At 36.9% G+C, this 26,821-nt stretch carries 39 protein-coding genes; 38 read left to right on the top strand and 1 reads right to left on the bottom strand.

Annotated elements, in window-relative coordinates:
• Positions 1-272: 272 nt before the first annotated feature.
• From ABH968_RS22910 to ABH968_RS22725, 38 genes are all read left to right on the top strand, one after another.
• Positions 273-548 carry a hypothetical protein gene (locus ABH968_RS22910; protein ID WP_370047762.1) on the top strand — a complete coding sequence of 92 codons (276 nt, stop codon included), beginning with the start codon at positions 273-275 and terminating at the stop codon, positions 546-548.
• A 498-nt stretch (positions 549-1,046) separates the two neighbouring features.
• Positions 1,047-1,553, top strand: a complete 507-nt coding sequence (locus ABH968_RS22905; RefSeq protein WP_370047761.1) for a hypothetical protein — start codon at positions 1,047-1,049, stop codon at positions 1,551-1,553.
• A gap of 62 nt (positions 1,554-1,615) precedes the next feature.
• Complete coding sequence (locus ABH968_RS22900; protein WP_370047759.1) at positions 1,616-2,536, top strand: terminase small subunit; 921 nt, start codon at positions 1,616-1,618, stop codon at positions 2,534-2,536.
• Positions 2,514-3,977 carry a phage terminase large subunit gene (terL, locus tag ABH968_RS22895; protein ID WP_370047758.1) on the top strand — a complete coding sequence of 488 codons (1,464 nt, stop codon included), beginning with the start codon at positions 2,514-2,516 and terminating at the stop codon, positions 3,975-3,977. Before ABH968_RS22900 ends, terL begins: the two co-directional genes overlap by 23 nt.
• Before the next feature lie 9 nt (positions 3,978-3,986).
• Complete coding sequence (locus ABH968_RS22890; protein WP_370047757.1) at positions 3,987-5,321, top strand: anti-CBASS protein Acb1 family protein; 1,335 nt, start codon at positions 3,987-3,989, stop codon at positions 5,319-5,321.
• Positions 5,314-6,108: a phage head morphogenesis protein gene (locus ABH968_RS22885; RefSeq protein WP_370047755.1), complete on the top strand. Its 795-nt coding sequence runs from the start codon at positions 5,314-5,316 to the stop codon at positions 6,106-6,108. Before ABH968_RS22890 ends, ABH968_RS22885 begins: the two co-directional genes overlap by 8 nt.
• Positions 6,109-6,160: 52 nt before the next feature.
• The gene (locus ABH968_RS22880) at positions 6,161-7,039 is read left to right on the top strand and encodes a hypothetical protein (RefSeq protein WP_370047754.1); all 879 of its coding nucleotides are present in this window, start codon (positions 6,161-6,163) and stop codon (positions 7,037-7,039) included.
• A 35-nt stretch (positions 7,040-7,074) separates the two neighbouring features.
• The gene (locus ABH968_RS22875; protein WP_370047752.1) at positions 7,075-8,136 is read left to right on the top strand and encodes a DUF2213 domain-containing protein; all 1,062 of its coding nucleotides are present in this window, start codon (positions 7,075-7,077) and stop codon (positions 8,134-8,136) included.
• Between the two features lie 13 nt (positions 8,137-8,149).
• Entirely contained in the window at positions 8,150-8,596 is a 447-nt protein-coding gene (locus tag ABH968_RS22870) for a structural cement protein Gp24 (protein ID WP_370047751.1), read from the top strand.
• 14 nt (positions 8,597-8,610) lie between these two features.
• A complete protein-coding gene (locus ABH968_RS22865; protein WP_370047749.1) occupies positions 8,611-9,516 on the top strand; it encodes a DUF2184 domain-containing protein in 906 nt (301 codons plus the stop codon).
• Between the two features lie 13 nt (positions 9,517-9,529).
• The gene (locus ABH968_RS22860) at positions 9,530-9,841 is read left to right on the top strand and encodes a hypothetical protein (protein WP_370047748.1); all 312 of its coding nucleotides are present in this window, start codon (positions 9,530-9,532) and stop codon (positions 9,839-9,841) included.
• An 11-nt stretch (positions 9,842-9,852) separates the two neighbouring features.
• Positions 9,853-10,212 (top strand): DUF4054 domain-containing protein, encoded by a 360-nt coding sequence (locus ABH968_RS22855; protein WP_370047746.1) that lies wholly within the window; start codon positions 9,853-9,855, stop codon positions 10,210-10,212.
• 1 nt (position 10,213) lies between these two features.
• Positions 10,214-10,675 carry a phage virion morphogenesis protein gene (locus ABH968_RS22850; RefSeq protein ID WP_370047745.1) on the top strand — a complete coding sequence of 154 codons (462 nt, stop codon included), beginning with the start codon at positions 10,214-10,216 and terminating at the stop codon, positions 10,673-10,675.
• The gene (locus tag ABH968_RS22845; protein ID WP_370047743.1) at positions 10,675-11,034 is read left to right on the top strand and encodes a hypothetical protein; all 360 of its coding nucleotides are present in this window, start codon (positions 10,675-10,677) and stop codon (positions 11,032-11,034) included. The genes ABH968_RS22850 and ABH968_RS22845 overlap by 1 nt, the downstream gene beginning before the upstream one ends.
• On the top strand, positions 11,031-11,513 hold the full coding sequence (locus ABH968_RS22840; RefSeq protein ID WP_370047742.1) for a phage neck terminator protein: 483 nt from the start codon (positions 11,031-11,033) through the stop codon (positions 11,511-11,513). The genes ABH968_RS22845 and ABH968_RS22840 overlap by 4 nt, the downstream gene beginning before the upstream one ends.
• Before the next feature lie 4 nt (positions 11,514-11,517).
• Positions 11,518-12,540 (top strand): DUF3383 family protein, encoded by a 1,023-nt coding sequence (locus tag ABH968_RS22835; protein WP_370047740.1) that lies wholly within the window; start codon positions 11,518-11,520, stop codon positions 12,538-12,540.
• Between the two features lie 15 nt (positions 12,541-12,555).
• Positions 12,556-12,945, top strand: a complete 390-nt coding sequence (locus tag ABH968_RS22830) for a phage structural protein (RefSeq protein WP_370047739.1) — start codon at positions 12,556-12,558, stop codon at positions 12,943-12,945.
• A gap of 5 nt (positions 12,946-12,950) precedes the next feature.
• Positions 12,951-13,217 carry a hypothetical protein gene (locus ABH968_RS22825; RefSeq protein WP_370047737.1) on the top strand — a complete coding sequence of 89 codons (267 nt, stop codon included), beginning with the start codon at positions 12,951-12,953 and terminating at the stop codon, positions 13,215-13,217.
• Positions 13,218-13,400: 183 nt separating this feature from the next.
• Positions 13,401-15,467 carry a tape measure protein gene (locus tag ABH968_RS22820; protein WP_370047736.1) on the top strand — a complete coding sequence of 689 codons (2,067 nt, stop codon included), beginning with the start codon at positions 13,401-13,403 and terminating at the stop codon, positions 15,465-15,467.
• 11 nt (positions 15,468-15,478) lie between these two features.
• Positions 15,479-15,988 (top strand): phage baseplate protein, encoded by a 510-nt coding sequence (locus ABH968_RS22815; RefSeq protein WP_370047734.1) that lies wholly within the window; start codon positions 15,479-15,481, stop codon positions 15,986-15,988.
• Positions 15,985-16,311 (top strand): phage baseplate plug family protein, encoded by a 327-nt coding sequence (locus ABH968_RS22810; RefSeq protein WP_370047733.1) that lies wholly within the window; start codon positions 15,985-15,987, stop codon positions 16,309-16,311. Before ABH968_RS22815 ends, ABH968_RS22810 begins: the two co-directional genes overlap by 4 nt.
• Positions 16,304-17,140, top strand: a complete 837-nt coding sequence (locus tag ABH968_RS22805) for a phage protein (protein WP_370047731.1) — start codon at positions 16,304-16,306, stop codon at positions 17,138-17,140. The genes ABH968_RS22810 and ABH968_RS22805 overlap by 8 nt, the downstream gene beginning before the upstream one ends.
• Entirely contained in the window at positions 17,137-17,676 is a 540-nt protein-coding gene (locus ABH968_RS22800; protein WP_370047730.1) for a Gp138 family membrane-puncturing spike protein, read from the top strand. The genes ABH968_RS22805 and ABH968_RS22800 overlap by 4 nt, the downstream gene beginning before the upstream one ends.
• A 10-nt stretch (positions 17,677-17,686) precedes the next feature.
• Positions 17,687-18,043 (top strand): contractile injection system sheath initiator, encoded by a 357-nt coding sequence (locus tag ABH968_RS22795; protein ID WP_370047728.1) that lies wholly within the window; start codon positions 17,687-17,689, stop codon positions 18,041-18,043.
• A complete protein-coding gene (locus ABH968_RS22790) occupies positions 18,021-19,196 on the top strand; it encodes a baseplate J/gp47 family protein (RefSeq protein WP_370047726.1) in 1,176 nt (391 codons plus the stop codon). The genes ABH968_RS22795 and ABH968_RS22790 overlap by 23 nt, the downstream gene beginning before the upstream one ends.
• Positions 19,189-19,857 carry a hypothetical protein gene (locus ABH968_RS22785; RefSeq protein ID WP_370047724.1) on the top strand — a complete coding sequence of 223 codons (669 nt, stop codon included), beginning with the start codon at positions 19,189-19,191 and terminating at the stop codon, positions 19,855-19,857. The genes ABH968_RS22790 and ABH968_RS22785 overlap by 8 nt, the downstream gene beginning before the upstream one ends.
• Positions 19,854-20,162, top strand: a complete 309-nt coding sequence (locus tag ABH968_RS22780; RefSeq protein ID WP_370047722.1) for a hypothetical protein — start codon at positions 19,854-19,856, stop codon at positions 20,160-20,162. Before ABH968_RS22785 ends, ABH968_RS22780 begins: the two co-directional genes overlap by 4 nt.
• On the top strand, positions 20,155-20,754 hold the full coding sequence (locus ABH968_RS22775) for a hypothetical protein (protein WP_370047720.1): 600 nt from the start codon (positions 20,155-20,157) through the stop codon (positions 20,752-20,754). Before ABH968_RS22780 ends, ABH968_RS22775 begins: the two co-directional genes overlap by 8 nt.
• Position 20,755: 1 nt before the next feature.
• A complete protein-coding gene (locus ABH968_RS22770; RefSeq protein WP_370047718.1) occupies positions 20,756-22,165 on the top strand; it encodes a hypothetical protein in 1,410 nt (469 codons plus the stop codon).
• Complete coding sequence (locus tag ABH968_RS22765; RefSeq protein ID WP_370047716.1) at positions 22,165-22,380, top strand: XkdW family protein; 216 nt, start codon at positions 22,165-22,167, stop codon at positions 22,378-22,380. Before ABH968_RS22770 ends, ABH968_RS22765 begins: the two co-directional genes overlap by 1 nt.
• The gene (locus ABH968_RS22760; protein ID WP_370047836.1) at positions 22,380-22,535 is read left to right on the top strand and encodes an XkdX family protein; all 156 of its coding nucleotides are present in this window, start codon (positions 22,380-22,382) and stop codon (positions 22,533-22,535) included. The genes ABH968_RS22765 and ABH968_RS22760 overlap by 1 nt, the downstream gene beginning before the upstream one ends.
• 76 nt (positions 22,536-22,611) lie before the next feature.
• Positions 22,612-23,001, top strand: a complete 390-nt coding sequence (locus ABH968_RS22755; RefSeq protein WP_370047715.1) for a DUF2513 domain-containing protein — start codon at positions 22,612-22,614, stop codon at positions 22,999-23,001.
• A gap of 69 nt (positions 23,002-23,070) precedes the next feature.
• Entirely contained in the window at positions 23,071-23,370 is a 300-nt protein-coding gene (locus ABH968_RS22750) for a hypothetical protein (RefSeq protein ID WP_370047713.1), read from the top strand.
• The gene (locus ABH968_RS22745) at positions 23,360-23,620 is read left to right on the top strand and encodes a phage holin (RefSeq protein WP_370047712.1); all 261 of its coding nucleotides are present in this window, start codon (positions 23,360-23,362) and stop codon (positions 23,618-23,620) included. Before ABH968_RS22750 ends, ABH968_RS22745 begins: the two co-directional genes overlap by 11 nt.
• Positions 23,620-24,363 (top strand): peptidoglycan recognition protein family protein, encoded by a 744-nt coding sequence (locus tag ABH968_RS22740; RefSeq protein WP_370047710.1) that lies wholly within the window; start codon positions 23,620-23,622, stop codon positions 24,361-24,363. Before ABH968_RS22745 ends, ABH968_RS22740 begins: the two co-directional genes overlap by 1 nt.
• A gap of 416 nt (positions 24,364-24,779) precedes the next feature.
• The gene (locus tag ABH968_RS22735) at positions 24,780-25,130 is read left to right on the top strand and encodes a hypothetical protein (RefSeq protein ID WP_370047708.1); all 351 of its coding nucleotides are present in this window, start codon (positions 24,780-24,782) and stop codon (positions 25,128-25,130) included.
• A gap of 115 nt (positions 25,131-25,245) precedes the next feature.
• Complete coding sequence (locus tag ABH968_RS22730) at positions 25,246-25,467, top strand: transcriptional regulator (protein WP_370047707.1); 222 nt, start codon at positions 25,246-25,248, stop codon at positions 25,465-25,467.
• Positions 25,464-25,805: a YhjD family protein gene (locus ABH968_RS22725; RefSeq protein WP_370047705.1), complete on the top strand. Its 342-nt coding sequence runs from the start codon at positions 25,464-25,466 to the stop codon at positions 25,803-25,805. The genes ABH968_RS22730 and ABH968_RS22725 overlap by 4 nt, the downstream gene beginning before the upstream one ends.
• Positions 25,806-25,895: 90 nt before the next feature.
• Here ABH968_RS22725 and ABH968_RS22720 read toward each other — a convergent pair whose 3' ends face one another.
• Entirely contained in the window at positions 25,896-26,594 is a 699-nt protein-coding gene (locus tag ABH968_RS22720; protein WP_370047703.1) for a hypothetical protein, read from the bottom strand.
• Between the last annotated feature and the right edge of the window lie 227 nt (positions 26,595-26,821).

The following is a 26,821-nucleotide window of genomic DNA, read 5'->3' as shown; positions in this document are numbered from 1 at the left end:
AAACAAACTTACTGAGCAACAAGTGCACGGAAATGCACTAACACATTCGCTTTACGATATAACGTGGTGCAGCTCTACCACGGTTTCGCAAGTGAGCTAACTCGACAAATAAATATTTTACCGCAGTAGACGAGCCTTATCCCTAGCACGGTAAGGCTTTTTATTTTCCCGAACAGCAAGTAAGGAGAATTCGCTCAAAAATAGTTAATTAGATAAGACTTATGAAACCATTATTAAAAGTATCCCGTATTTAATATAAGGAGGGATAACAGATGATTGAATTTGGTAATAAAATTTCAGAATTGGGATACATACTAATTCCGTTTTCATTTTTTGCTTATATAATTTTCAGACCGTTAGATTTTATTTGGAAGAAGGGTTATTTCAAACTAGTAAAATCTATTTGGTATTTTTCTTCAGGTATTGGAATGTTATTTGGAGATGTAAGAGTTGAAATTGTAGTTATGTTTATCGCATTTATTGAATCCTATGATTTGATTTTCCAATATTTAGAGGATAGGAAGGCTCAGAAAAAAGAGAAAAAATAACAACTTATCGAACAGCACGAAATAACAATTTACTTAAACATCCTACGGGATGTTTTTCTTTTGCTTTGAAAACTGCATCAAACAGCCAAAACGCTATGAGTCGAGAGGGCAGAGTTTGGTGTGGTTTTGAGAGCAGCAGAAAGGTATTACGGAATTACCTTCCAGTTTGGTTTATAATGTAATTAGGAAGGGTGAAGCACGATGTTTGGTGTCGTTGTAATTTCAACATTATGTTTATGGGTAGCGATTTATATTTCATGTAAACATAATAGAAAAGTTAATGATAATGGTAAAGAATGAAACATCCTTCGGGATGTTTTTATTTTGCCCTGAAAAGTGAGTATCGAGCAGATTCCTCTACTTTGACTGCTAGGGCAACGGTACTTACTTTTGAGAGCAAAAAGTTATTACATATATTTCATCTTCCGGTTTATTATTGAATAGACGGAGGTGTGATTTATTAAAAAAGTATATATTTCAATTCTAGTTGGATTAACAGTGATAGTAGGTATCCCGTTTTTTATCGAATGGATTAGCGACAGTATAATATTTAATGATAAAAAAGGAAGTTTTGATTCTTGGTTAAGCTTTTTAGGTTCATATATCGGAGGAATTGCATCTGGTATCACTACTCTGTTAGGGATTTATATAGGGATACAGTACGAAAAAAGTAATCAAAAAAAGCACGCAGCAATTGCAAATAGAGAGGATGTAAAGGCTCTTTACGATTGGTGTTTTAGTGTAAAAATAATTTCAGAGAATATTGAATCAGATTTTTCGAAAGTCGATAATGAACAGAACAACAATATCAACAAGAAAGCTAGGGAACTAGAAGTTAAAATATCTAAAGTAGATTATGAATGGTATCAGAAGTTGAGTGCTTTAAGAAAAAAATATTCTGATGCGACTTGGAATATAAAATGTCAAAAAGGTGATGAAAAAGAATTTCGAGACATAATTAAAAATCTTGATAACTTCGTAAAAGAATTATCTAAATACATATAACTCTTCTGGTTTTTTCAGGAGAGTTTTTTATTTTGTTTATCTGGAGGTGGTGTTTATGAGATATGGCTAATTGGGATGAAATAAAACAAGAGTGGGAAACCACGAAGATTACTCTTGCTAATCTTGCTGAGAAGCATGAGATAAAGCTTGGTACATTGAAGAGCCGTAAGAGCCGTGAGAAATGGTCGAGGGATGCAACTAAAAAGGATGCAACCAAAACAGCGAAGGTTGCAACTATTTCTAGTAAGGATGCATCCAAAGAAAAAGAAGTCGTTGAATCAGAAGAAGTTACCGCCTTTGATTTAGAAGGTGATGACGGATTAACTGATAAGCAACGGCTTTTTTGTATGTATTACGTCCGTTCATTAAATGCTACAAGTGCATACAAAAAGGTATATGAATGCAGCTATCAAACTGCGATGGCGAACGGCAGTAGGTTGCTAAGCAAAGCTAAGATTAAAGAAACTGTTACTGAGTTGAAAAAGCAAAGACTCGAAAGTTTAGATTTAGATAAATACGATGTGCTAGAGAAATATAAAGCGATCGCCTTTGCCGACATTACAGACTTCATTGACTTTACTCAGGTAGAGTCAGAAGTAACAGAAACAGAAGTGGAATACAATCCAGACGGTTCGAAGAAGTCAGAGAAAACAGAAGTTGTTCCATATACGTACACCAAGTTCGCTATGCATCAATCAGAAGAGATTGACGGAACGCTTATTACTGAATTATCTAAAGGTAAAGACGGAATGTTTAAAGTGAAACTCGCTGATAAAATGGCTGCACTAGCATTCCTTGCGAAGTATACTGACGTACTTAACGAAAATGAACTGAAGCGATTGCGAGAAGAGAAAGTCAAAGTTGATATAGCAAAAACTCGTTCAGAAACAAAGGATAACGGCATTACAACAGCTAGTACAGTGGATTTGAGCAGTCTAACGACAGAGGAGTTGAGAGAACTTGTTGCAAGAAATAAGCGATGAGCAATTAGATGCCTTAGCCTACGAAGCAAGTAAAGAACTCTCGCGCCAGTTTTACCGTGATTATGTAGAGTTTGCTCATAATGGTCATTACGAGCACTACAGACATACGGAGTTAATTTGTGAAGTGCTACAGCGCATCGCGGATGGCGAGCAACTATCAATGTTAATCGAAATGCCTCCTCGTCACGGGAAATCGATGACAGTAACTGAATCATTCCCAAGTTACTATTTGATGAAAAATCCAGATAAGCGAGTTATTGCGGCTGCTTATTCTGACGGGTTAGCAAAAAAGTTTGGTAGATTAAATCGAAATAAATTCAATGAGTACGCTCACGAATTGTTTAACATTCAATTATCTGAAGCAAATGCAGCTGTTAAAGACTGGGGTGTTGAAGGTAGACAAGGTGGCATGATAGCGACTGGTATCGGTGGTTCTATTACAGGTCAAGGTGCCGATTTAATGATTATCGATGACCCTATCAAAAACATGAAGGAAGCTAGTTCCCAAACTATACGAGATAACATATGGGATGAATGGGAAGCTACTCTATCAACACGTTTACACGATGGCGCATCCGTTATTGTCATTATGACTCGTTGGCATGAAGATGATTTAATTGGTCGATTGCTTGTACGTAGCCCGCGTAGTTGGGTTCGCTTACGCTTACCAGCAATTGCTGAGGATGAAGCTGATTTGTTAGAACGTGCACCCGGAGAGCCGTTGTGTCATGAACTAGGGTTTAACGAACAATGGGCAGCTGATAAAAAAGCCGAAGTTGGAAGCCGTACATGGAACGCTTTATACCAACAAAGACCTTCTCCTGCAGGCGGTTCAATCTTCAAACGTGAGTGGATTCGATATTATGTGCGTACCCAAGAGCAACATCGAGAATGGGCTTTATCAAATGATGTGGCTATTTTACCTACTCATTTTGATAAGATGGCTCAATCGTGGGATTGTACTTTTAAAGGTACTGATACAAGCGACTTTGTAGCTGGAGGCGTGTGGGGACGTAAAAAAGCGCAGTACTTCTTATTCGATATTGATCACAGGCGAATGGGCTTCGCTGATACAATGAAAGCGATTCGTGCTATGTCTGATAAGTGGCCCAATGCACGAAGTAAATATATTGAGGATAAAGCGAACGGTTCAGCTATCATCGAAATGTTAAAAGATGAGATTAGTGGTATTGTTCCAGTTGATCCTGATGGAGGAAAGGAGGCACGTGCAAATGCGGTGTCTCCTTTATTTGAGGCAGGAAATGTATATCTACCTCATCCAAATATGTGTCCTTGGGTTGAGGACCTGATAGAGGAGCTCGTATCATTCCCTAATGCAGCACATGACGATTTAGTGGATATGACAACACAAGCATTGAATCAGCTATATACAAACAATTCTAATCCATTAGATCGCTATAAAAATTTATTAGGAAAGTAGGTGAGAACGATGAAAACAATTGACCAAGCGAAGGAAATGCGCAATGACTTCATGCAAGGGAATGGTAAGGCGAATCATAAAGATAAGCTGACCAGACAGATTGCTGGTGTTGGTCGTAAATTATCGCACGATGAAATCACGAACTTATATGGTGATAGCCGCATTGTTCAAAACATCATCGACATTCCTGCTGAAGATATGACACGCAACTGGTTCACCTTGAAGATGGAAGACGAACAATTAGCTCGTAACATTATGAGTAAGCTTGCTGACCTTAAAGCAAAGAAAGCATTTAAAGAAATGTTTTCTTATGACCGGCTCAGGGGAGATGGTTTTATTTCATTAGGGGTAACGCAAGCTTCTAAATTTGAGCTAAGTGAAGAGTTGAATATAGATAAATTGTATTCAGTCGATTACCTCCACGCATTCAGCTCAATGAAGGTGAATGAATTCCTGATTAATGAGGACGTATTCGATATTAAATACGGACAGTTGGAGCAATTACGTATTAATCGTGCATCTAGCCACGGACTACAGACACAAACAACAGAATCATCCGTACACATCTCACGTTTGTTTCACAGCCAGACAAGGCGATTCGAAGATGAAGCACAAGGGCGCTCGCTTTTAGAACCGTTATACGACATTCTGACGGTTTTTGACACGTCTGTATGGTCAGTTGGTCAAATCCTTCATGATTTTACGTTTAAAGTGTATAAATCTAAGGATATTGAAAACCTAAGTTCTCAGGACAAAAAAGAATTGTCCATGATTATGGATTTTATGTTCCGTACAGAAGCACTTGCGATGATTGCAGAAGGTGAGGACTTAACAAAACAAAGTACTTCAGTTTCAGGTATCAAAGACTTACTCGATTTTGTGTGGGATTTGTTATCTAGTTCTGCACGAATGCCAAAAACAGTAATTAAAGGTCAAGAATCGGGCACTATAGCAGGGGCACAATATGACGTAATGAATTATTATACTCGTATTGTTGCAGATCAAGAGAGCGAAATGAAGCCGCACTTAGAAAAGCTCATTCGTATGTTGATGGTGTCCGAAAAAGAATTTGGAGGACGTATTGATCCAGAATCTTTAGAGTGGGAAATTCAATTCAATCCGTTGTGGAATGTAGATGCTAAGACAGATGCTGAAATCAGAAAGATTGTCGCAGAAACAGATCAGATCTATTTGTTAAATGGGATTATCACAACAGACGAGGTGCGAGAATCTAGATTTGGTCAGTTTGGTTTAACTAATCAGATGAAATTTAGTGGTGACGAAGCTGATTTAAAGGATATGGCTGATAAAGTTTACAAAGGATACCGTGAGCACAATGAGTAAAAAAGTTCCTATAACACGTTTCCCTGATGCTTCAGCTGTTGCCTATAGTCGAGCTATTCGAAAGATGGTGCTTGAATTAGGTGATGAAACTCTTAATCAATTTGAAAAGTATGTTGAGCCACTATTGATTGAATCCAGACAAGATAGTCCAGAGTTTGTTGTCGATGGCATCTTAGATAACATTAAACGGATGCTAGAAGCTATTAAAAACAAGGCTGATAAGGTATTTGTTGAAAGAAAAACGCATTCAGCATCTCGAAAATTTGTGAATAGCATCAATCGCTTTAACAAACACAACATTGAAAATCAACTTGCGGTTAAAGGTATTGAGCCAACTCAAAGAGAACCATGGTTAGATTCTTTTTTAAACAACAAAATCAAGGATAATGTTAGTTTTATCAAAAACATTGAGGATGAATACTTGTCTGAAATTGAGAATGTGATCCGCGATGGCGTAAAGGAAGGTCGAACAGCTAAACAAATTCGTGAACAATTAGTTGAACGGGTTAAGGTAGCTGAAAGCCGAGCGCAATTTATTGCTGTAGATCAGACTGGTTCTATTTTAGGTCAAATGACTGCTGAAAGACACCAACAGATTGGTATAGATAAGTTTAAATGGCTCACATCGCATGATGAGAGAGTGAGAGATTCACATAAGGAACTTAGTGATAAAACATTTTCTTATGATGACCTACCTACAGTAAATGGTCGTGAGGTATTACCGGGTGAGGATTATCGTTGTAGGTGTGTTGCAATACCAGTGTTTGATGATGAGGAATTATATTGACAATAGTATTTTTATCCATTTATCCTTGTAAAAGGATAAGGGGATGTTGATAATGATAATAAATTTACAAGATGATTATAAAAATATAATGATAAAGAAAATTATGGAAAGTGGATTAGATGTTCCTGATAATTTCGATACCATGAAATTGATAATTACTTACTACTCATTTTTAAGAAAAAAAGATTTTGCTGGTCCAAATAATATCAAAAAATCTAAGAATTTTAAATGTCCTTCTGAATTACAAAAAGGTCTAAATAAATTAGAGGATATCATTGGAAATGGCGGTGATATCTTACCATATTTCAACAGAAGCGCTTTTGATTTATCAGAGTATGATTATTTATTTTTGGATTGGGGTATTATGCATTTTCATTTAGGAGATAAATTAAGACCCCACGAAAATTTAATAGAGAGAACTGGACCGATTTTGTTTGCGTATAAACACTTCGACACAGTTTATTTTATTAATATCTATAAGCATGGTCATTGGGCTGATAAAGAAGTAATTCAAGAAATGTATAATAATTGGCCAGAACTAATAGAACAATTTACTTTTAAAGATGTTTTGTCGGTTTCGCATGATCCAACTGATAGAGAATTAATGAGATTGAGAAAGTGTGGAGTAAATACTTCTGTACAAATAAAAGATTCACATGGGAAATTATTAGTATTAATGGCCCCAGGTATGGGATTAACGGCAGCTAGAACATCTATAAATGATACTAGACTTTACCAACAGACTATGAAAACATTAAGAAGAATACAATTAAGATTAATTTCTGAGGAAGAACATATTAAAGAAGATATGCAATCTAAAGGTATTGAAATAAAACAGGAAATATCATTTAAACTAACAAGTTTCGACCAACATCATTTGTATCTATTGGATGAAGATCATGATTACACAATTACTGTTAGACATGCTTAATTGCATGTCTTTTTTTATCGGGAGGGGGTGAGAATTTGAAGCTACAACGTTATGACACATCTTATATAAAAGACTACATGGAAACACCAGAAGGGTATTTAACGGTCAATGTGCCGATTACTCGTCCTGGTGTTTTTCCGTATGCGCGCAAAGATGGCACTGTGCAAATGGAGGCGAAGTTGCCTGACGAAATCTTTAGTGACCGTACTATCTATTCAGCGCGATCTAAGCCTGTAACAGATGGACATCCTAATGAACCAGTAACGATTGATAATTATCAATCTTACGCAAAGGGTATGAGCCATACAGATTCACGTGTAGAAGACTTTAAACTATATATCTCGTTGACAGTGACAGATAAGGCACTCATTGAAAAAATACATGGTGGATATAACGAAATCAGTATCGGTTTCTTATCGGATGTTGTTGCAGAAAGTGGAACATATAACGGCGACCAGTATGAGTTTGTACAACGAAATGTAGAAATTAATCATATTGCTATTGTAGAAAAAGGTCGTGCAGGTCCAGAGGTTGCTATACGTTCTGACTCAGACGCATGGCAAATTGATGAAAAAGGAGGAAATACTGAAATGGTAAAAATCAAAATTGAAGGTACAGAATACGAGGTAGACCCAGCTGTAAAAGCACATATCGATGCATTAACAGCGAAGATGAAAGGTGATAGTGCTGATACATTGCAAGGTCGCCTTGATGCATTAGATGTGACATTAAAAGCAAAAGATCAAGAGATCGCAACTCTAAAAGAACAAGTGCTATCTGCAGATGAATTAGATAAGCAAGTAGAAGCAAGAGTGACTCTAATTAATACCGCACAGCCTCTTTTAGGTGATTCATTTGATTTCACAGGTAAATCAGAGCGTGAGATTAAAGAGGCTGTTATATCAACTGCAAAGGATGAATTTAAAGGTGATGGTAAGTCAGACGACTATATCAACGCCTTTTTTGATGCAACTGTAGAGCAAGTGCAATCAAACGGTTTCTCAAGCACAGGTCCTAATATTGCATACACAAGAGATGCAGCTAACAATAAACAGTTAGAAGAACTTAAAAATAAACGCTTAAACATGCGTTCATAAGGAGGGCGTACACATGCCTATTACAAATTATCCGGATTATATGCAACCTGCAGGTAAAGCTGGTCAATTATCTAGCTACCAAGATTACACAGCAGACACATACGCAGTTGAAGCAACAGTTCCTTTTGGTTCAGCAGTACAACTTAATGCTACTGGTACAGCGATTAAACCAATTGCCACAGGTGGTACAGTAATCGGTATTGCTTTAGCTCAAAACATTCATGACTGGGTAGAGAAGAAAGATGACCAAAACTATCCTGTTGGCGAACCTGCAGCGATTGTTAAACATGGTCGTATTTTTGTAGTTGCTGGTGGCGATGTTATCAACGGCCAGGCTGTTAAAGTGGACCCTGCAACTCAGAAGTTCACAGTGGATGGCGAAATCGCTATCAATAGTGCTGTGTTCAAAGGCAATGCTACTGCTGATCAATTAGTAGAAATCGAAATTAACTTACCTTAAGGAGGAACCTTTACATGACAATTCCATCATATCGCGGAGATGCTTTAATTCGTCCGCAAGACTTAAACGCAATTGACAATCGCGTGTATGAACCACACGCATCAGAATTAAAAGCACGATCTATTTTCTCTTTAAAAACGGATATTCCGGCAGGAGCAAAAACGTACAGCTATGATGTAATGACGCGCTCAGGTGCTGCTAAAATCTTAGCTCCAGGCGCAACAGATGTACCTTTAGTAGATGCTGATTTAACAGAAGAAACAGTTAAAATTTATTCCATTGCTGCAGCAATGAATATTTCTGTACAAGAGGTACGTGAGGCACAGATGGCAAACCGACAAATAGACGTCACTAAAGCCGACACTGTACGCAAAGCTATTGCTGAAAAGGAAAATCAAATCGCTTTCTCAGGTGATAAAACTCATGGAATTAAAGGTTTAACGGATTCGGTTGGTATTCAGGTATATGCAACACCGCAAAACGAGGCAGGCACTTCTACGAAATGGAAAGACAAGACAGGTAAAGAAATCGTGGCTGACATTCGTAAAGCAAAAAACATGATCAACAAATTGAATGGGCATGAAGCTGATACATTGTTATTAACGCCAGATTCAAACGAAGAACTCGAAAAAACATTTAACGAGTTTACTCAACAATCAGTATTGGAGTACATTAAATCTCAAAACTGGTTTAAACGCATTGAAAAAGTAAACGATTTAGCTAAAAAAGGGTTGGCAGGTTCAGAATGCTTTGTGGTCCTTGATTCTTCGCCTGATGTTGTAGAGCTTGGGATTCCGTTAGATATTACACGTCATCCTCAAGAGTACGCATTCCCTAACACGAAAATACCATTTGAAGAACGTACAACAGGCTTAATCATTCGCTATCCTATGGCTATTTGCCGTGCAGATGGAATTTAAGGGGGACTAATCAATGTTAGTACAAAACAAAGGTAACCACTCATATACAGCCAATGATTTAACACTGAACCCAGGTACAAATAAAGTGGATGAGAAGGAATTTGAGAGTTTTCTTTCCCATCCATTAATAGCTCATTTAGATAAACAAGGTGAATTTGTGTATGACAGCGAAAAATCAAAGCCTTCTGCCAAAGAATTGATTGCTATGATTGAAGATGCGTTCGATATTGATATGCTCGATGGATTAAAAGCTGATGAAGATCGCAAAACTGTCCTTGATGCCATTGATAAACGAATTGAAGAATTAAAAAATCCCGAAAAATAGGAGGGATTCACATGTTATTAACATCAATGGAACGTATTCGAATGCTTAGTGATGAGTTTACTTCGATTTCGGATGAACGATTAACAATGTACATTGGGGATGCTTCGTTGGAAGTGTCCTCTTTGTCTGCTCCAGAGATATATCAGGAGAGATTAGCACGTTATTTAGCTGCTCATTTAGCCATTTTAAGCGTTTCTAAAGACCAAACAGTAATCCGTGAAAAAATCGATGTTATCGAGCGTCAATACAGCGACCCTAGTAAGAATATTGGGCTTCTTGCAACAAAGTTTGGCCAAGAATATCAGCGGATTTTAGATGAGTTAGAGGAAGTATTGAAACCAAAAAAATCAATTAATTTGTTGGTGCTGTAATATGAGTAAAAACATAAAGGTAAGAAATGTTACTAGGATTCCTCAATTAAAACAGGAATTAAAAGAGTTAAGAAGCTATGCTGTTGAGGTTGGGATATTTGGTGATGGAGAATATGTGATGATTGCTAGAGTTCATGAATTCGGTACGACAATAAGGACCAGAAAAGCGAATATTAATATTCCTGAACGGTCTTTCATGCGATCGACATTTAATGAAAAACAAGATGCGTGGACTAAGTTTGTTAAGCAGCAATTACCACTTGTATTAGAGTCGAAATTAGATGCTCGCACATTATGTGAACGTCTCGGAGCATTAATGGTAGGTGATATTCAAGAAAAATTGACTAAATTAAAAAGCCCTGCAAACGCACCTTCGACTATAGCTCAAAAACGCTCTAGTAATCCGCTGATTGATACAGGTGGCTTACGTCAACGCATTACTTATAGGGTGGTGAAGGTATAGTGCCGGAATTAATGATATTTAAACCGATTATTGATGCTCGAGGCGTACCATTCATCGCTCATATGAGTTTACCAGGTGAGTACATTGATGGTGAATGGGTAGATGGTAAAACTAAGCCAGAAGAATTAATAGGCGTTATTTTACCACTTACGGCCGGAACAAAAAGTATCGGTGAAGCACTTAGTTATATGGAAAACGGCAAATACACCACGAAAGAACGGAAATTGCTTACGACAACTGAAATTCCGGAAGGTACTCAAGTTGAATATAAAGAGCAAAAGTATACTATTCAAGCATTTACCGATTATACAGATCACACGGACGTTCACATCTATATCATGAGGTGGCGTAAGAAATGAATTTAGTTAAATTAATTCGTAATCAGCTCGCAACAGATTCATCTACAACGATCGTACGAGCAGATCAACCAGGTGATTTGCCAGATTTACCTTATGCAACTTATAAAGTGATAGGTGATCGTAAAGGTGTAGGACAGGAAGATGTCTCATATGCTAATTTACCTGATGCATTAGTAGAAACTCGTGTGCAAGAACGCAATACAACCATCTCATTTAACACTTATGGAACTTCGCATGATAACGCTTATGAAGTAGCTTCACAACTTCGAAAGTGGTTTGAATGGCGAGGTTCTTTGTTTTTAGAAGATATTAATGTTGCTGTAGAAAGCATCACAGATGTAGAAAATCGAACTACATTCTTAGTCGATTCTTATGATGAAAAGTACGGATTTGATGTAATTATTCGATACCTAGAAATTGATGAAAATGAAGTAGATTACTTCGACAAAGTAGAAGTAGAAATGAAATTAGGAAGGTGATTAAATGCGCTATGTTGATGTGCAAATTTCAAGAGAAACAAAGCCGATTTCTGAAAAAGGTTTTGGATTACCTTTGTTATTAGCTACTAGTAAAGAAATGGATTACAAGGAATATACGGATATCGGTGACGTAGCTGCTGATTTTGATGAAAATACAAAAGAATATAAATTACTGTCTCGAATGTTTGGTCAGTCTTTAAGACCTGCTGAAATAGCAGTATACGGATTTGCTTATGATCAAAAAACAGGTGAAGCGACGGCACTGACAGCAAAGATGAATGAATTAATTAAAACACATAATGATTTTTATTATGTTGTTTGTACTGAACAAGGTGATAAAGAAATTACAGCACTTGCAGAGTGGACCAATACACAAGATAAGCTATACGGAGTTACGACTTCGAATGTTGAATTAGCCGAAACGCTAAAAGGAAAGTACGATAATACATTTATCCTTGTGCATGATGAAGCAGATACGTATGTAGCTGAAGGATTAATCGGAGCATGTGCGCCAAAGAAAATTGGGGCTTACACATGGACATTCAAAAATGTACAAGGTGTACGTGCTGCAAAGTATGACAATACAATAATTAATCGTATTCACGAGGCAAATGCATCAACATACATCAATGAAGCAGGTCTGTTATTGAACTCAAAAGGGGTTGCAACAAGTGGTGAATACATCGATGTAATTCAAGCAACACATTATCTTAAAGCACGTATTGCAGAAAGTGTATTTCGTTTACTTGCATTAAGAGATAAAGTCCCTGGTACTGATACTGGTATCGGTTTGGCTGTTGCTGAGGTCGAGGGTGTACTAGCTTCTACTGTCGAAGACACAACAACCGGGGAAGGTATTATTGCTCGTGATGATGCAAGCAACCCGATGTATACAATTACTTTCCCAAAAAGAAAAGATATTCCGAAAAATACACTTGCACAACGTATCTTGCCAGATATTCGGTGGACTGCAACTGTTTCAGGAGCATTCGAAAAAGTACAAATCCGTGGTGTACTAACGGTTTAAGGAGGGCTTTAAATAGTGGAAACTTTTAACTTTAAAGATACGGTTGCAATCGTTGGAGGAATTATTCTAACTGGATTTATGGATGGTACTCCAATCGAAGCAGAGAAAAACGAAGATACTTTTAGTCAACATGTCGGTGCTGATGGGTCAGTTACTTATAACGAATCTGCTGACGATACAGGTACTTTTACATTTACATTAAAACAAGATTCAAGTGTATTACCTATGCTTGATTCTTTATTAAAATCAAAAGAATCGTTTAATGTTTCACTTAATGATTCTAAACGTAAGAAACGCGTAAGCGGTCTAAATTGTCGCTTTTCGAAAAACCCAAACTTTTCACGCGGCGCAGAGGTTGATAGCGTCGAATATACAATTCTAGCAGCAACTTATAAGGAGGATTAATTCAAATGGCATTTACACCTAAAACAAAAGAATTTAAATCGACAGCAGGAAATGAATACACTTTCCAGAATGTACCCCATTCAAAACAAGCTGAGATTGTTGATGATGGAACAGGAATACATGGAAAAGTTCTAAATTCAAGAATGATGCCCCTGATATTGAAACATATTGTAGTTGTACCAAACGGATTAACTATGGATGATTTTGAATCATGGGAAGAGTTAGAGGAGGTCACTACCGAAGCCTTTAGCTTTCTTCGAACAGGACAGTAATAAACTTAGAAATTTTTCGGGGGTGCAAAGCATCCCTTCTTTTTATGAAAAAGAAGCAGAGAAAAAGTCTTGGAAGTATATCATAGGTTTTCACTACAAAATTGATCCTCATTCTGTAGAGCAATGGGATAATGACACCATTCTAGAAACACTCGCATCATTAAAGATGCTAGGGGTGATTAAATGAGTAGCACGAGTAGCATGCGAGATATGTTTGTCGGTATTTATTTTCAAGATGAAGCATCTAAAATTATTGATCAAATTGATAAAAAGATGGATGAAGCTGAACGTGCAGTAATGGGGCTTGGATCAAAACTAGGTAAAACATCATCTGGTTTTAGTTCGATGGGGAAAGTTGGTATGAGTACGGCAGCATCTGTTAGCAAAAGTATGAATACTGGTGTGCAAAGCGTCGGAAAACTTAACCAAAAAGTCGGTGAAATTGGTAGTAGTTTTGGTAGATTAAAAAGTACAATCCTCGGTGTTGGCTCAGCTATCGGTGCAGTCAAGGTTATCGATAAAGCTATGAGTATGGTGAAAGGTTCTATAGATGGCGCTATAGGTCGTGTGGATACACTAAACGGTTTCCCTACTGTTATGGAAAAAATGGGCTTTGCTAGCGAAAAATCTTCAGCAAGTATAGATAAATTATCTAATGGTATTCAGGGTCTACCAACGACGTTAGATGGCATTGTCGGCAGTACAAAGAATATTGCACTTATGACCGGCGATTTAGACATGGCGACAGATACAGCGCTATCGTTAAATAACGCATTCATCGCGTCAGGATCAACGTCAGCAGATGCGGAACGTGGTCTTGATCAGTATGTAAAAATGCTGTCTAAGGGTAAAGTTGAGGCCGATAGTTGGTCGACGCTACAAGAAACAATGGGATTCGCGCTTAATAAAACAGCGAAAGCGTTTGGCTATACAGGCAAGTCAGCGCAACGTGATTTATATACTGCACTGCAAAAAGGTAAAATCAAGTTTGAAGATTTTAATAAAAAGATAATTTCGTTGAATGGCGGTGTAGGTGGATTTGCTGAAATCGCTAAGGAAAGTAGTTCCGGCATCGCTACATCATGGGGCAACATGAAAACTGCCGTAACAAGAGGTACGGCCGGCATTATCCAATCAATTCAAGGCGCACTTGCTGGAACACCGTTAAAATCAATTGAGAATGTGTTTAGTTTAGTAGGGAAAGGATTTAGTAACACCTTAGGTCTTATAGCTGAAAAAATAAAGGGTATCGACGGAAAACAGCTAGGAGATAAACTAACACAAGGATTTGAAACTGTTAAAAGTGTAGCGATCCCAACGTTAGAAGGATTTAAAACCGGTTTAAGTTGGATTAAAGACAATAAAGAGACCGTTATAGCAGCAACAGCAGGTATTGCAGGCGGTTTTGCTGTATTTAAAACTATCTCTACCGTAAAAACAGCATTAGATTTATTTAAAAACAGTACAATATTATCTACTATCGCTACACAAGGTTTTAATGCAGCATTACGCGCAAACCCTATTGGACTTGTCGCAACTGGTATAGGGTTATTAGTTTCAGCGGGTATACTTTTATATCAAAATTGGGATACCGTGCGAACAAAAACAGGAGAGTTGTGGAATAAACTTGGTGAATTTAAAGGGGTAGCTACATTGGTGTTAGGCCCAATAGGGCTAATTATAAGAGCAGCTGTTACCATGGCAGAACAGTGGGACAGTACAAAATCCGTATGGGAAAATGTATGGAATGGTATTAAATTATCCGCCGCAAGTGCTGTTAATGATGTGATTGGTAGCATCAACTGGTTAATTGAAAAGATCAATGCCATACCTGGTGTGAATGTCCCTATTATCCCAAAGGTGGAGTGGGGAAATATAAACAGTGGTCCAAAAAAAGCAGTCAACAAGATATCGGCCGGCGGATTCGTACCAGAACATGCTACAGGGTTGGAGCGTGTACCTTATGATGGGTATTTCGCAAAACTCCATAAAGACGAATCTGTATTGACAGCGCAACAATCCAACGCACTAAGGAATGCAGGAATGTTATCGCAAAACTCAAATGGTACACCAGAGCTGAACATGGGAGGCGCAGGTGCAGGTGCAGGCGCAACTCAGCAATCACCAAATGCAGGCGGTGGCGGTCATCAATTTATTTTCCATATTACAGGTGATAATCCTATGGACATCGCTCAAAAAGTACGTGAAGCTATTAGTGATATTCTTGATTCAGAAATGCAGACAACGTAGGTGGTGAAGTAATGCCATACATTAAAGATGTATTAATCGATGTAATTACAAATGTATCAATGCCTGAATCCTCTACTACAACGGACCACGCTCTTGAAGATGGTGAACAGACAACAGACCATGTTAAAAGTAATCCTATCACCATCTCGTTAACTGGCATTATGCTTGATGACACTGAAGAAAAAGTGTTGAAACTACGTCAGTATCGAGAAAAAGGCGAAATCATCGATTTTAATTACATGACATCCTTAAAACATGTTGTCATTACAGATTTCAATCGTGATTACGGAGCCAAAAATAAAGATGGCTATACTTTTACAATGACACTTAAACAAATAAAAGTAGCAAAGGTTGCTAAGTTTGTGAGTGTGTCGATACCTGTTAAGCAACAGACTAAACCAGTTAGTAAAAAGGGGCGTCAACAGACGAAAAAAACACCTAAATCTAAATCAAAATCAAGCAAAAAGAAATACTCAACGCCACCAAAAACTAAGTCGTCTAAAAAAGGGGGACGTAAGTGAACGAGTATATTGAGTATATCGATATTGATAAAAACGAAATACCATACTCTTTTGAAGTTGAGTTAGCAGGAGAAATTTTTGAGTTAGAAGTCAATTATAATCAGGCTCATGATTTTTTTACTGTTGATTTATTCAAAGATGGTGGAGTGATAGTGATTGGTGAAAAGTTAATTCTTAATCGACTGTTATTTCGAAATCGTGTAGATATTGATTTACCAAAAATACAATTAATACCCAAAGATCGAGCTAATTCAGCAACTCGTATCACCTACGAAAATCTGAATGAGACGGTCTTTTTATATGTAGGTGAAACAGATGAGTAATTTATACATGCGTAAAACTACATTTCTAGTAAGTGGCCGAGAAATTACGGATCCATTAACTATTAAATTTAGCGTGCCGTTCGGTGACAATGAAAAGGTTGATACGATTGATATTCAAGTATATAACTTGAAAGACGATACGATTAACGCTATCGCTACCAATCAAGTAGCTATTTTAAGTGCTGGATATGCAGATGAGAGTGGTGTTATTTTTAGCGGCACGCTTAAAAAGAAGGAAACAAAGTGGGAAGAGCTTGACAAAATAACGACATTCAAGTGTATAGATTGTAGTTTGGACTATACACAAGGAATTATTAAACGGACCTACGGACGGAATACTCCTGCATCACTCATTTTACATGAATTAGCGCGTGATGCAGGTCTTGCGATTGGAGACATTGATTTACCTGTTGATTTTATTTATCGTTCAGGAAAAGCGCTCAATGGCAAAATTAAGTTCCTTGTATCTGAAATTGCAAAGGATTGTAAGGCAAAGTTGCATATAAACAAAGGACGTCTATTTGTCAGAGATAGTAAAAAAGGTGATAACTTAGGGCTTGATATATCGAAGGAAACTGGCTTGATAGATCAGCCAGAAGAAGTTGAGGAAGAAACAAAAGATGAAAAAAGCTCAAACTTGAAAAATGACAAGAAAAAAATTAAAGGTTACAAAATAAAAATGTTACTGAATCATCGAATTACAACAGATGTCATTATTAAACTAACTTCAAGGAATGTTAACGGAGTGTTTCGTGTATCAAAAGGTGAACATAAAGGAGATACGTCAGGAACAGAGTACTATACAGAGTGTGAGGTGGTGCCAGTATGACAAAAACTTCAATGACTCAATTTATGAGTACAGCTATTGAGGAAAGTATGATGAATATGAATACATGTCTAATTTGCGAGGTCTTAGAGGTAGATATGAACACGTTTAAAGCTGATGTGTTACCTCTTAATGACCCAGATGCCACACCTATTTTAGATGTACCGATAGCATTTCATCAAACAGATCGATTTGTAATTCAGATACCATACAAACAGGGTGATAGAGTGCTGGTAGTTTGTTCTCAAGCTGACATAGACCCACTACTTTTTGGTGGAGGAGAGGCTGCTAGTCGCTCATTTAGTGCAAATGATGCGCTTATAGTTGGTGGCATTAATCTTTTTACAAATCCAATAGAAAATGAACATCCTGATGATGTGGTTATCGGTACTAAGGATTTTCAAACTAAAATTGTATTAAACGATGCTGGTGAAATTGATATAAAATCCTTGAAATTTAGAGTTGATGCTGATGATATTGAATTTATTGGCGGGACTATCACTGCTAACGGAAGGGATTTGACCACAGGTATAGTGTAGGAGGAAAGATATGCATACACTTAAATATGACGACAATGGGGATTGGGTATTTAACGAGTTAGTACATGGTGATGAGCAACTTATTCAAAATTTAAAACATCTGCTACGTACACGAGTAGGAGAATGGATGTTTAATGATAATCATGGTTTTCGTAGGTCGGTAATTGAACAAAAACTACCCAACAAAAAACAAATTGTGCAAGCTATGCACGACTGTTTATATCAAGAGCCACGAATAGCCGAAGTGCTTAGTGTAGATTATGAATTTAATCGCATTAAACGGTTTTTAACCATTAATTTCAGGGCTCGTACCACAAATGGTGACGAGGTAGGGGGTGAAGCTGTTGTTAACCAAATTTGGGTATAAACGACAACGTACTGTAGACTATTTACCAATAATTGAGGAGCAAGCACGTGACTTATATGGTGAGGACGCTGATTTATCTGATCTTACACCTGTTGGTAAAATGATTCATTTGCAGGCCCAACAAAGGGCAGAAGATAATGAGCAACTTGAAATGGTCTACAACGCTCGCTTTGTTGATACCTCTGAAGGAGCAACACTAGAGGCTAATGTTAAACGTGTGATTACTCGTAAACGGTGGATTAAAGCAACTGGTGAGATCATTGTCAATTTAGACAAAGGTTCAAAGATCAACATAGGTGATTTATTTCGGACGAAGTACAATGTGTATTTTAAAGCATTAGAGGCTGTTGATGCTGTAGAAGATGGAAATTATCTTACTCCTGTTGAAGCACTTGAATATGGAGCAATAGGCAATATAGAACCAGGAGATATATGTATAATCGTGAACCCACAAAGTGGCATCAATTCCGTTGTGAATCATGATGCTTTTTTTAATGGACAAGATGAGGAAACTGATGAAGAATTGCAAGACCGATATTATGATTCACTCGGAAAATTAGGAGCAAGACGTATTGAGTCAATTGAGGCAAACGTGCTCGATGAAGTAGAAGGTGTACGTGCTGCCATAGCTATTGAAAATGATACAAATGAAATAGATGCAGAAGGACGCCCACCTCATTCGATTGAAACGGTTGTTTTAGGTGGTTTAGATGAAGCTGTTGCAATGGCTATCTTCAGGAAAAAAGGTGGAGGCATACAGGCTTATGGACAAACCGTATACACCTATAAAGATGGTCGAGGCATTATACATGAAATTGGCTTTACAAGGGCAACTACAGTCAGAGTATATGTAAAAGTATACATCGAAAAAGGTAAACAATATCCGTTAAACGGAGATGATTTAGTCATTGCTCAAATAGTCAAATATGTTGGCGGCACTTACAATAACACGCTTTATCCAGGTGTCGGAATGAGTAAAGATGTTATTTGTACAAAGGCTGAGGCGCGTATCTTATCAATTGATGGCATTGAAGATGTAAGAGTAGAGTTTTCGACAGATGGACTTACTTTTGAACCTCATAATATAGCAATTGCCTTTCCTGAAGTTGCCGAAACTGACGAGAGCAAAATTGAGGTGTTGAACCTTGTCTAATCAACGATTACAAACATTACTAGATCGTATGCCTCGCCAGTATGCTAATGGTGAAGATAGTAATAACTATAAGCTACTAAGAATCATTGCTGAAAATGGTGTAGAAAATCTTGCTATCCAACAAACAATTTTAAAGTATTGGGATGTGGAGCAGGCTGAAGGATATGGATTAGATCGGCTAGGTAAAGATGAAGGTATCTCGCGAGGTAGTTGGGATGACGAAGAATATCGGAAAATGATTAAAATTCAATGTATCCTTAACCTGTCTGAAGGTGATATAGATACGATGAATCAGATTATGGATGCGTACATGGGCCATGATTTTATCGGTTTTGAAGAAGGTTGGAAGGAGTTTGAACCAGCTACATTATTGCTGAATATTAGAGCATCTGCTAAAAGTATTCCAGATACATTAATCAAAAGAATAAAGACAGCTGGTGTCGGTATTTACATTTTCTTAAATGAATTAAATGAATTTCTAATACTACATGCCGGTACTTATGCATGGCAAATCAACTATAAAATATGCGGCCGTTTTAAAACTGCAAAAACTCACGGTGCTTTAGGCAATGAACTATTAAGTGTACCAAACGAGTCTTATGGCTTTGTTATGAATAATCGAATTTGTGGCAGATTTAGAGCAGGAGGTGTGAGGAATTGAATGAAATACAACCGTTGATGATAGATTTAGTTGAACAATTCTTAAGTAATCTCGCCGTGGGTGCAAAGGTTAATATTGATGGTGTCGTTTATGACAAAGAAATCTATCATACTAGCACGAAATATGGACTAAGAAAGTACGTGAAGTTGTCTATGGAACAAGGATTAGTAACACGTGCTGCTTTAGTCGATAGTTATGGGCGTGAATTGTATGTGAAAACGATGAACTATCAAAAAGGTTCGCAGGGGTATGTAATTGCTTTTCCTCTGCAACTTGAGGCGAAGGAAGTGAAAGTAAGTGAATAAACTAATGAATGGCGAAATACCTTTTAATTTTAAAAAAAATCCCTATGAACGTACACAATGGCATGATGATGTTACTGATCCTGTTACTGCCGAAATCATCGATGATGGTACACCTTTCATGTCAGAATTCGCAAATAATTTCGAGTGGGGAATCTATAATGCTTTTCGTTTTTTGATTGAAATACATCGACAACAAGAACGAATGCGTGTACAACTAGAGCTTGATGGACGTGTGCCAGGGAACAGTGGGACTTTTGCTGACGTGTTAGACGGTAGTTCTAATAAAATCACATTAGACAGAGCCTTAACGGATATTATCGAGGCTGTAATAAAAGGCGAAACCACTTTAAAAGTGGCTAGTGTTGATGGTTTTACACCATTTACGCAAGTCACTATTTTTGATGATGTTGCCCATGAGGATGTTGTTATCACTGAGGTAGGTAAAGACTTTATTAAAGTACAAGCCCTTAAAAATGCATATAAAAAAGCTGCTAAAGTGGCTCGTAGCAATGTCCAAATCGATACCGTTAATGCTGAAATGGGTATTGGTGATTGGCAAACGTACAAAGTTGAATTAGTGGAGGTGGTTTAGGATGGTGCAATATTATTATGACAAGTTTACAGCGATTTCAAACACCTCTCCTATTACTGAAGAGTATGCACAGCAATGGACGAGTGAAACCTATAATAATCAAAATTATACGGCACAAGGCTACAATTCATACACATTCGACAAGTCTACAGGTAAGTTTGCCACTTCTGGTAGTATCGTTACTATACAAGGTAGCTTTAATGCAGGAACTGTATACGCCGTTAGTGGTAATACCCTTCATAGATACGTAGCGACACTAAGCGTAACCATGCTTGCAGAATCGTCATGTACATCTAAACTTGTACAAACAGGCGGAGGCGGTACTTACTATACAAAAGGATCACTAGTACAATCCAACATTATTGCAGAGGACGGCAAATATCCGGCAAATGGTAGATACAGCGATGGTTATTGGTACGTTAAAGGTCTCGCCGTACCTGTTAATAATAAACCAACATTAAATTTAACTTCACCTGGCAACAATCAAACACTTTACGAAAACGACACATTAAACATATCAGGCGATGCCTATGATCAAGACAAAGACCAATCGGTCACAGTGTACTACCAAATAAATAACGAAGCTAAGAAAGTATTAGCTACAAATATAAGTCAAAAGCAAATACCTTTATCAAAACAGCTCATCTTTAAAGGTGGCAAGTTATTTGATGGTAATACAGCCCTCACAGAAACGCTTGCCGATGGTGTAGAGCATAAATTGAAGGTATGGGCTGTAGATAGTGAAAATGCATCGTCAACAGTTGTTGAACGAACATTTTATGTTGTTCCTAACAGAGCACCACTTTTATCAGTAGATGCTGTCGTACCAAGTGGAATTATTGATCTAGACAAATTTAAAATCAGTGGTAAAGCATGGGATGAAGATGCTAATTCAAGCTTGAAAGTTACACGACGCATTAATGCTAATAATTCTATCGAAATCTACAGTGGTCCAGGTGGAGAATGGGAGTTCGAAGTATCGCTTTCTCAACTAGTTGTTGGTCAAAATACAGTTGTTGTTGAGGTCGTAGACAATTACGGAGCTAAGACTAGCAAAACGATAAAATTAAATAAAAACGAAGTAAAAACGCCTATTTTGCAATCAGTAACGAGGTACAAAATTAATCCTCCATCTGGATCCGCAAGAGGCGTTTTATTGTGGATTCAGCGAGATAAGGAACTTGATTTAACTGTTGAGTTATCGATGACTCTAAAAGGTGAACAGGAGCAATATACATTACTCGAATTAGACCCAAAAAAAATATTACCAGTTGCTGAAGGAATTGTTGAAGATGAATATTACCATGAAACTATAGAACCGAAGGATAATATCATTCTTAAATTAACCACATCTAGAGCAAACATTAACATCGATCATAAAATCTATTTAATCATGGGGGTGGTTGAATAATGCTTAGACGCAGAAGATTGCCTGATGGCTCATGGGGTGAACTTGAAAAGATAGGTTCGTTACCAACAACTGACGAACAAGTCCTTTCTTTAGGTGAAGAGTTGACTCAAGAGAAAGTAAAAAACATTCAAAAAGACCTCTTGATTAATAGTCTTGGTTCACAATTGACACAATTAAAACTTGATTTCATCTCAATGAAAGGTGGTGGAGAATGATGGGGTTTTGGCAAATCGCATTTATATCTAAGTGGGTAACTGCAGCAGAATTACGGATTGCGGTTAAAACGGATGCTAACCCATTCGGAGAAATCACACCTGAACAGTATAAGGAAATAACAAAGCAAGATTTTGAAACGCAAGCAGAAGCTTAGCGTTATTTTTATTATCTAAAATAAAGGTTTACTACTTTCTCTATAGAATAAAAATATTATAGAGAGGGTGAGACAAATGCGAAGAGATATGGAGCTTATTCGTAAAATTTTAATTGATACTGCTAATGGCTTAGATAATTATAGGTTATATATAGGACGTAGTGCAGATGCGGATGTAAATCAAGTAAGAAATGATGAAAAGCTTTTTTATCATATTAAAATTATGGCTCAAAAGAATTTACTAAACTTTAAAGTGATTGAAGATTATGGGGGGATCTGTTCTGTCTATGACGTAGAACTAACTTGGGATGGTCAAGATTATTTAAGTACAATTGAAGATGATACCATTTGGAATAAAACAAAGGGTATAGCTAAAGAAAAAGGGTTGGAAATTGCAAAAGTTTCATTCGATGTTTTGAAAAATTTAGCAATGCAACAATCGAAACAAATGTTAGGTATTGAATAAAAGCGATTTTAATTTGCCTTCCGCAGATAATTGTGGAGGGCTTTTATTATGCAAAAAGGAAGGTGTTTTATGGACAGTCAAACAGTAGCGTTAATAGGGATTTTATGTACGATACTAGGCGCCATTATTGGTGTATTATCTTACAATCGTAATCGTGATAAGGATGTAAAAAGTGATGCCTCTGATTCCGCTGTAATACGTACAAAATTAGACAATATCAATTCAGGTGTAGAATCTATCAGGATTGATATAAAAGCACAGGAAATGCGTGTAACAGACTTGTCAGAGCGTGTTATTCGTGTAGAGGAATCAAGCAAACAGGCACATAAACGAATGGATAAAGTGGAGGGAATCATTCATGAAAATTAATTGGAAAGTACGCTTACAACACAAACAATTTTGGGTATCACTAATCGCATTACTTATTGTGCTCGCTAATCAAATAGCGGGCATTTTTAATGTCGATATTACTATTTACAATGAGCAAATTACAGCTATTTCAGAGACGGTTCTGAGTATTTTAGGTTTACTAGGCATTATCATCGACCCTACAACAAATGGCGTATCAGATAGCGCACAAGCATTAAATTATGACAAACCAAAGGACGGTGGACAATAATGGTTGTAACTCGTAAAAAGCTTGTTCCTGATGTACAAGCAAACAAGGTATCTTATGGTAAGGGTAATGCTAAAAAATACATTGTTGTCCATGAAACAGATAATACACGATCAGGAGCCGATGCGGACGCACACGCACGTTTACAATACAATGGTAATAGCCGTTCAGCTTCCTGGCATTATACTGTGGACGACAAAGAAGCAGTTCAATCTTTTGAACATGCTTGGAGATGTTGGGCTGCAGGAAGTAATAAAGGAAACAATGAAGGTATTCAGGTTGAAATTTGTGTAAATGCTGATGGCAACTATTTAAAAGCTGTACAAAATACAGCCGAGTTAGTTGCTAAGATCTTGAAGGATGAGGGTATTCCAATTAGTAATGTGGTCCAACATAATCATTGCAGTGGTAAGAACTGCCCTAGTCAAATGCGTGCTGGAAAAGTTAGTTGGTCACAATTTATTACAATGGTTAAAAACGCTAGTGGTAATACACAGCAACATAAGCCTTCCGCAGATACTAGTAAATATCGTGTCTTAACTGGCACATACGCTACAAAACAAGCAGCCGAAAATGTACTTGATGTATTAAAACATCGTTTCGGATGGGTTGCATATATCGAACCAGATGGCGCTAAATGGCGTGTTAAAACAGGGACGTTTACAGGTATAGATGCAGCCAAATTAGGAGCAAGCAAAATTGAAACAGCTAAGTTAGCACAGGTAACAAATATAGTAGCTGAATAATAGCTATGACCAGCAAAGCTAATTTTAGCCAAGTTGGTCTTTTTTCTTGAAATAATTATATTAAAATTGACAGTTTAGTGAAAATTCTTATTTAAATATATGAACAAAACTAAATAAGAATTTCAAGTATTTAAACGTAAAATTCACTAAAAAAATTACTTATGTACTATAAAAAATAGTAGGTACGCCAAAAAATGGCGTTATAGATGGCGTGATTTGACGGTATACGACAATGAAGCGAATAATACATCGCGAAAAATTGCGGTGACTGAAAATGAAATTTCGGAAACCCACCATTGAGAATTCGGCATTTGTATTGATAAACTTGAGTTAACTCGAGGGTAAGTTAATATGCTATAGCATTCATACAATTAAATAAAAAAACTACACTATAAAACAAAAGGAGTACATAATATATGAAAATATCTAAAGTATTTACTGGTTTAGTTGTTTGTGGAGCTCTAATTTTTCCAGGAGCATTAAGTTCCTCAGCACAGGAAATTGAACCTTCAGAATCACCTAAATCAATTAATTACTCAACAAAACAAGAAACAAAACCATCAATTACTAATTTACGCGTAACAGACAACTGGTATGTTTCTGAAGAGTATTCATCTTATCAAGGACCGTATGTAAATGCTACAAGATTAAGACCGCGAGATGCACCATACGCTCCATATGTTTACACGGGCAAATTGTTTTATATTTCTAGTCAAAGTACTTCAGCTAAATACGTCTATGGTGGGACGCTGACTTTACAAAATTAATAAAAAAACCAGGTATTCACAAAAATTTGTGAGCCTGGTTTTTTTTCTTGCTAAAACACAAACATTTGTTCTAGAATATAAACAAACAAACGTTCTTATTTTAGGAGTGCAGATGATGAAAGAACAATTGATTAAAGCAATGCAGCGCAACCAATTTTTAAATATGATGTACATGGCCAAAGACGGTAAAGTGTCACAAAGGCGTATCAAGATTATTAAAATTGTTGGTAATTCGTTTCAGGCATATTGTTTTACAAGGCAAGCCAAGCGTACATTCATGATTGATAGCGTGTTGGCGGTTGTTCCGGTCTTCCACAAGGAGCGTTCCGTTGTATGATAAATTTTGAGCAAAGGCGACTGCTGCACAAATATGTGGTTTATGATATGGCTGTTCAATCATTGCAAAGGGATTACAAGGTGATTGAAAACCTAAAATTGAGTAAAGTATATTTACCAATGTTTGATAAACTTTTAAACGACATATTTCAAGAATGTTACAACTCTAAAAGGCTGTTAGCTAAAGATAAAATTAGAGTGGTGAAATGGGAAAAGTCTAATGAATACTTTAGTGATTTGACTGTTGCCACAGCTGGTGAAGACCTAGTGCTGACATATGCAAATCAAGCATTAAAAACGCAAGTTGAAAAATTATTATTAAGTCACCAAAATAATTGACTAGGCACTAAATAAAAGAGTGCCTATTTTTATACAACAAAAGAAAGCCACTCATTTGAAAAATAATGAGTGGCTTTCTTCTATTGTATATTAAAATGATATTTCGATTTTTTGACTTTCGCCAAGTTTATTTGGCTTGTCATTTTCCCATACATCACCTGTGATAATATTCACTATATTGAGGTCATCTAAAGCACCATTGAAATAAGGTAAAATATAAAGTCCTTCTGCTTCAACTTTTCCCATGAAAGTCCCAATGTCAGTATTTCGAGCAATGTTATTTATACCTTTAATTTGAGCTTTCGTGTCCGTTGTCAAAGTATCTACAGTACGGAACATAACATTTGTATCAGTAGTATTTTCCACTTTATAGGTAACTTGAATTGTATTCAGTTCACCATTAATATCTTTACCAAATACATTTTTAATTGTTTCTGAAATTTCATTCGAAACATTTGAATGCTTTAATAGCTTAACTGAATTAATAGTTAATTTTACAGGTCCAAGATCATAAGTCTGCTTAGGGTCAGCAATTTTAACTAGAGTGACCTTATCTTCTCCATCAATTGACCATTGACCTGGTTTAGTAAGTGGTCTATTTTTTACTTCTTCACCATCGCTAGCTGCACTTTCTTTAGACTCTTTTTCACCAGAATCTTTTTGTGCTTTTTCAGCAGTAGGTTGTTGCGTTTCCTCTTTTTTCGGTTCTTCTTTTGCTTTATCTTCACCACATCCAGCTAGTCCAAGGCTTAGTACTAATGCTGCACTAAAAATTAATTTTTTCTTCATTTGTAAAGTATTCTCCTTTGTATATGTTAGTTCTATTAAATTGTATCAATAATGGAAAGTGTTGTCAGTATTAGTCCGAAAATAAGTGTAAATGCTGTTTTATAAAATGAATAACCTGTTAAAACCACTCATTTGAAGTGACCCCTAAAAGTTAGACACGGTTATTTCATTAGGCAGCTTGGGTAAAACGAGTTCGGTATTGCACCGGACTCGTTTTTAATTTTGCC

It is taken from the genome of Lysinibacillus sp. RC79, from assembly GCF_041262405.1.
Lineage (GTDB): Bacteria > Bacillota > Bacilli > Bacillales_A > Planococcaceae > Lysinibacillus.
Note: the sequence above shows the minus strand (reverse complement) of the source record. Positions and strands in the feature narration are given on the sequence as shown.

Excerpts from the sequence above, each read along its gene's own strand:
- ABH968_RS22910 (WP_370047762.1), top strand. The coding sequence starts at position 273 with ATGATTGAATTTGGTAATAAAATTTCAGAATTGGGATACATACTAATT.
- ABH968_RS22900 (WP_370047759.1), top strand. The coding sequence starts at position 1,616 with ATGGCTAATTGGGATGAAATAAAACAAGAGTGGGAAACCACGAAGATT.
- ABH968_RS22890 (WP_370047757.1), top strand. The coding sequence starts at position 3,987 with ATGAAAACAATTGACCAAGCGAAGGAAATGCGCAATGACTTCATGCAA.
- ABH968_RS22885 (WP_370047755.1), top strand. The coding sequence starts at position 5,314 with ATGAGTAAAAAAGTTCCTATAACACGTTTCCCTGATGCTTCAGCTGTT.
- ABH968_RS22880 (WP_370047754.1), top strand. The coding sequence starts at position 6,161 with ATGATAATAAATTTACAAGATGATTATAAAAATATAATGATAAAGAAA.
- ABH968_RS22870 (WP_370047751.1), top strand. The coding sequence starts at position 8,150 with ATGCCTATTACAAATTATCCGGATTATATGCAACCTGCAGGTAAAGCT.
- ABH968_RS22865 (WP_370047749.1), top strand. The coding sequence starts at position 8,611 with ATGACAATTCCATCATATCGCGGAGATGCTTTAATTCGTCCGCAAGAC.
- ABH968_RS22860 (WP_370047748.1), top strand. The coding sequence starts at position 9,530 with ATGTTAGTACAAAACAAAGGTAACCACTCATATACAGCCAATGATTTA.
- ABH968_RS22855 (WP_370047746.1), top strand. The coding sequence starts at position 9,853 with ATGTTATTAACATCAATGGAACGTATTCGAATGCTTAGTGATGAGTTT.
- ABH968_RS22850 (WP_370047745.1), top strand. The coding sequence starts at position 10,214 with ATGAGTAAAAACATAAAGGTAAGAAATGTTACTAGGATTCCTCAATTA.
- ABH968_RS22840 (WP_370047742.1), top strand. The coding sequence starts at position 11,031 with ATGAATTTAGTTAAATTAATTCGTAATCAGCTCGCAACAGATTCATCT.
- ABH968_RS22835 (WP_370047740.1), top strand. The coding sequence starts at position 11,518 with ATGCGCTATGTTGATGTGCAAATTTCAAGAGAAACAAAGCCGATTTCT.
- ABH968_RS22825 (WP_370047737.1), top strand. The coding sequence starts at position 12,951 with ATGGCATTTACACCTAAAACAAAAGAATTTAAATCGACAGCAGGAAAT.
- ABH968_RS22820 (WP_370047736.1), top strand. The coding sequence starts at position 13,401 with ATGAGTAGCACGAGTAGCATGCGAGATATGTTTGTCGGTATTTATTTT.
- ABH968_RS22815 (WP_370047734.1), top strand. The coding sequence starts at position 15,479 with ATGCCATACATTAAAGATGTATTAATCGATGTAATTACAAATGTATCA.
- ABH968_RS22805 (WP_370047731.1), top strand. The coding sequence starts at position 16,304 with ATGAGTAATTTATACATGCGTAAAACTACATTTCTAGTAAGTGGCCGA.
- ABH968_RS22800 (WP_370047730.1), top strand. The coding sequence starts at position 17,137 with ATGACAAAAACTTCAATGACTCAATTTATGAGTACAGCTATTGAGGAA.
- ABH968_RS22795 (WP_370047728.1), top strand. The coding sequence starts at position 17,687 with ATGCATACACTTAAATATGACGACAATGGGGATTGGGTATTTAACGAG.
- ABH968_RS22770 (WP_370047718.1), top strand. The coding sequence starts at position 20,756 with ATGGTGCAATATTATTATGACAAGTTTACAGCGATTTCAAACACCTCT.
- ABH968_RS22765 (WP_370047716.1), top strand. The coding sequence starts at position 22,165 with ATGCTTAGACGCAGAAGATTGCCTGATGGCTCATGGGGTGAACTTGAA.
- ABH968_RS22760 (WP_370047836.1), top strand. The coding sequence starts at position 22,380 with ATGGGGTTTTGGCAAATCGCATTTATATCTAAGTGGGTAACTGCAGCA.
- ABH968_RS22755 (WP_370047715.1), top strand. The coding sequence starts at position 22,612 with ATGCGAAGAGATATGGAGCTTATTCGTAAAATTTTAATTGATACTGCT.
- ABH968_RS22750 (WP_370047713.1), top strand. The coding sequence starts at position 23,071 with ATGGACAGTCAAACAGTAGCGTTAATAGGGATTTTATGTACGATACTA.
- ABH968_RS22745 (WP_370047712.1), top strand. The coding sequence starts at position 23,360 with ATGAAAATTAATTGGAAAGTACGCTTACAACACAAACAATTTTGGGTA.
- ABH968_RS22740 (WP_370047710.1), top strand. The coding sequence starts at position 23,620 with ATGGTTGTAACTCGTAAAAAGCTTGTTCCTGATGTACAAGCAAACAAG.
- ABH968_RS22735 (WP_370047708.1), top strand. The coding sequence starts at position 24,780 with ATGAAAATATCTAAAGTATTTACTGGTTTAGTTGTTTGTGGAGCTCTA.
- ABH968_RS22730 (WP_370047707.1), top strand. The coding sequence starts at position 25,246 with ATGAAAGAACAATTGATTAAAGCAATGCAGCGCAACCAATTTTTAAAT.
- ABH968_RS22725 (WP_370047705.1), top strand. The coding sequence starts at position 25,464 with ATGATAAATTTTGAGCAAAGGCGACTGCTGCACAAATATGTGGTTTAT.
- ABH968_RS22720 (WP_370047703.1), bottom strand. The coding sequence starts at position 26,594 with ATGAAGAAAAAATTAATTTTTAGTGCAGCATTAGTACTAAGCCTTGGA.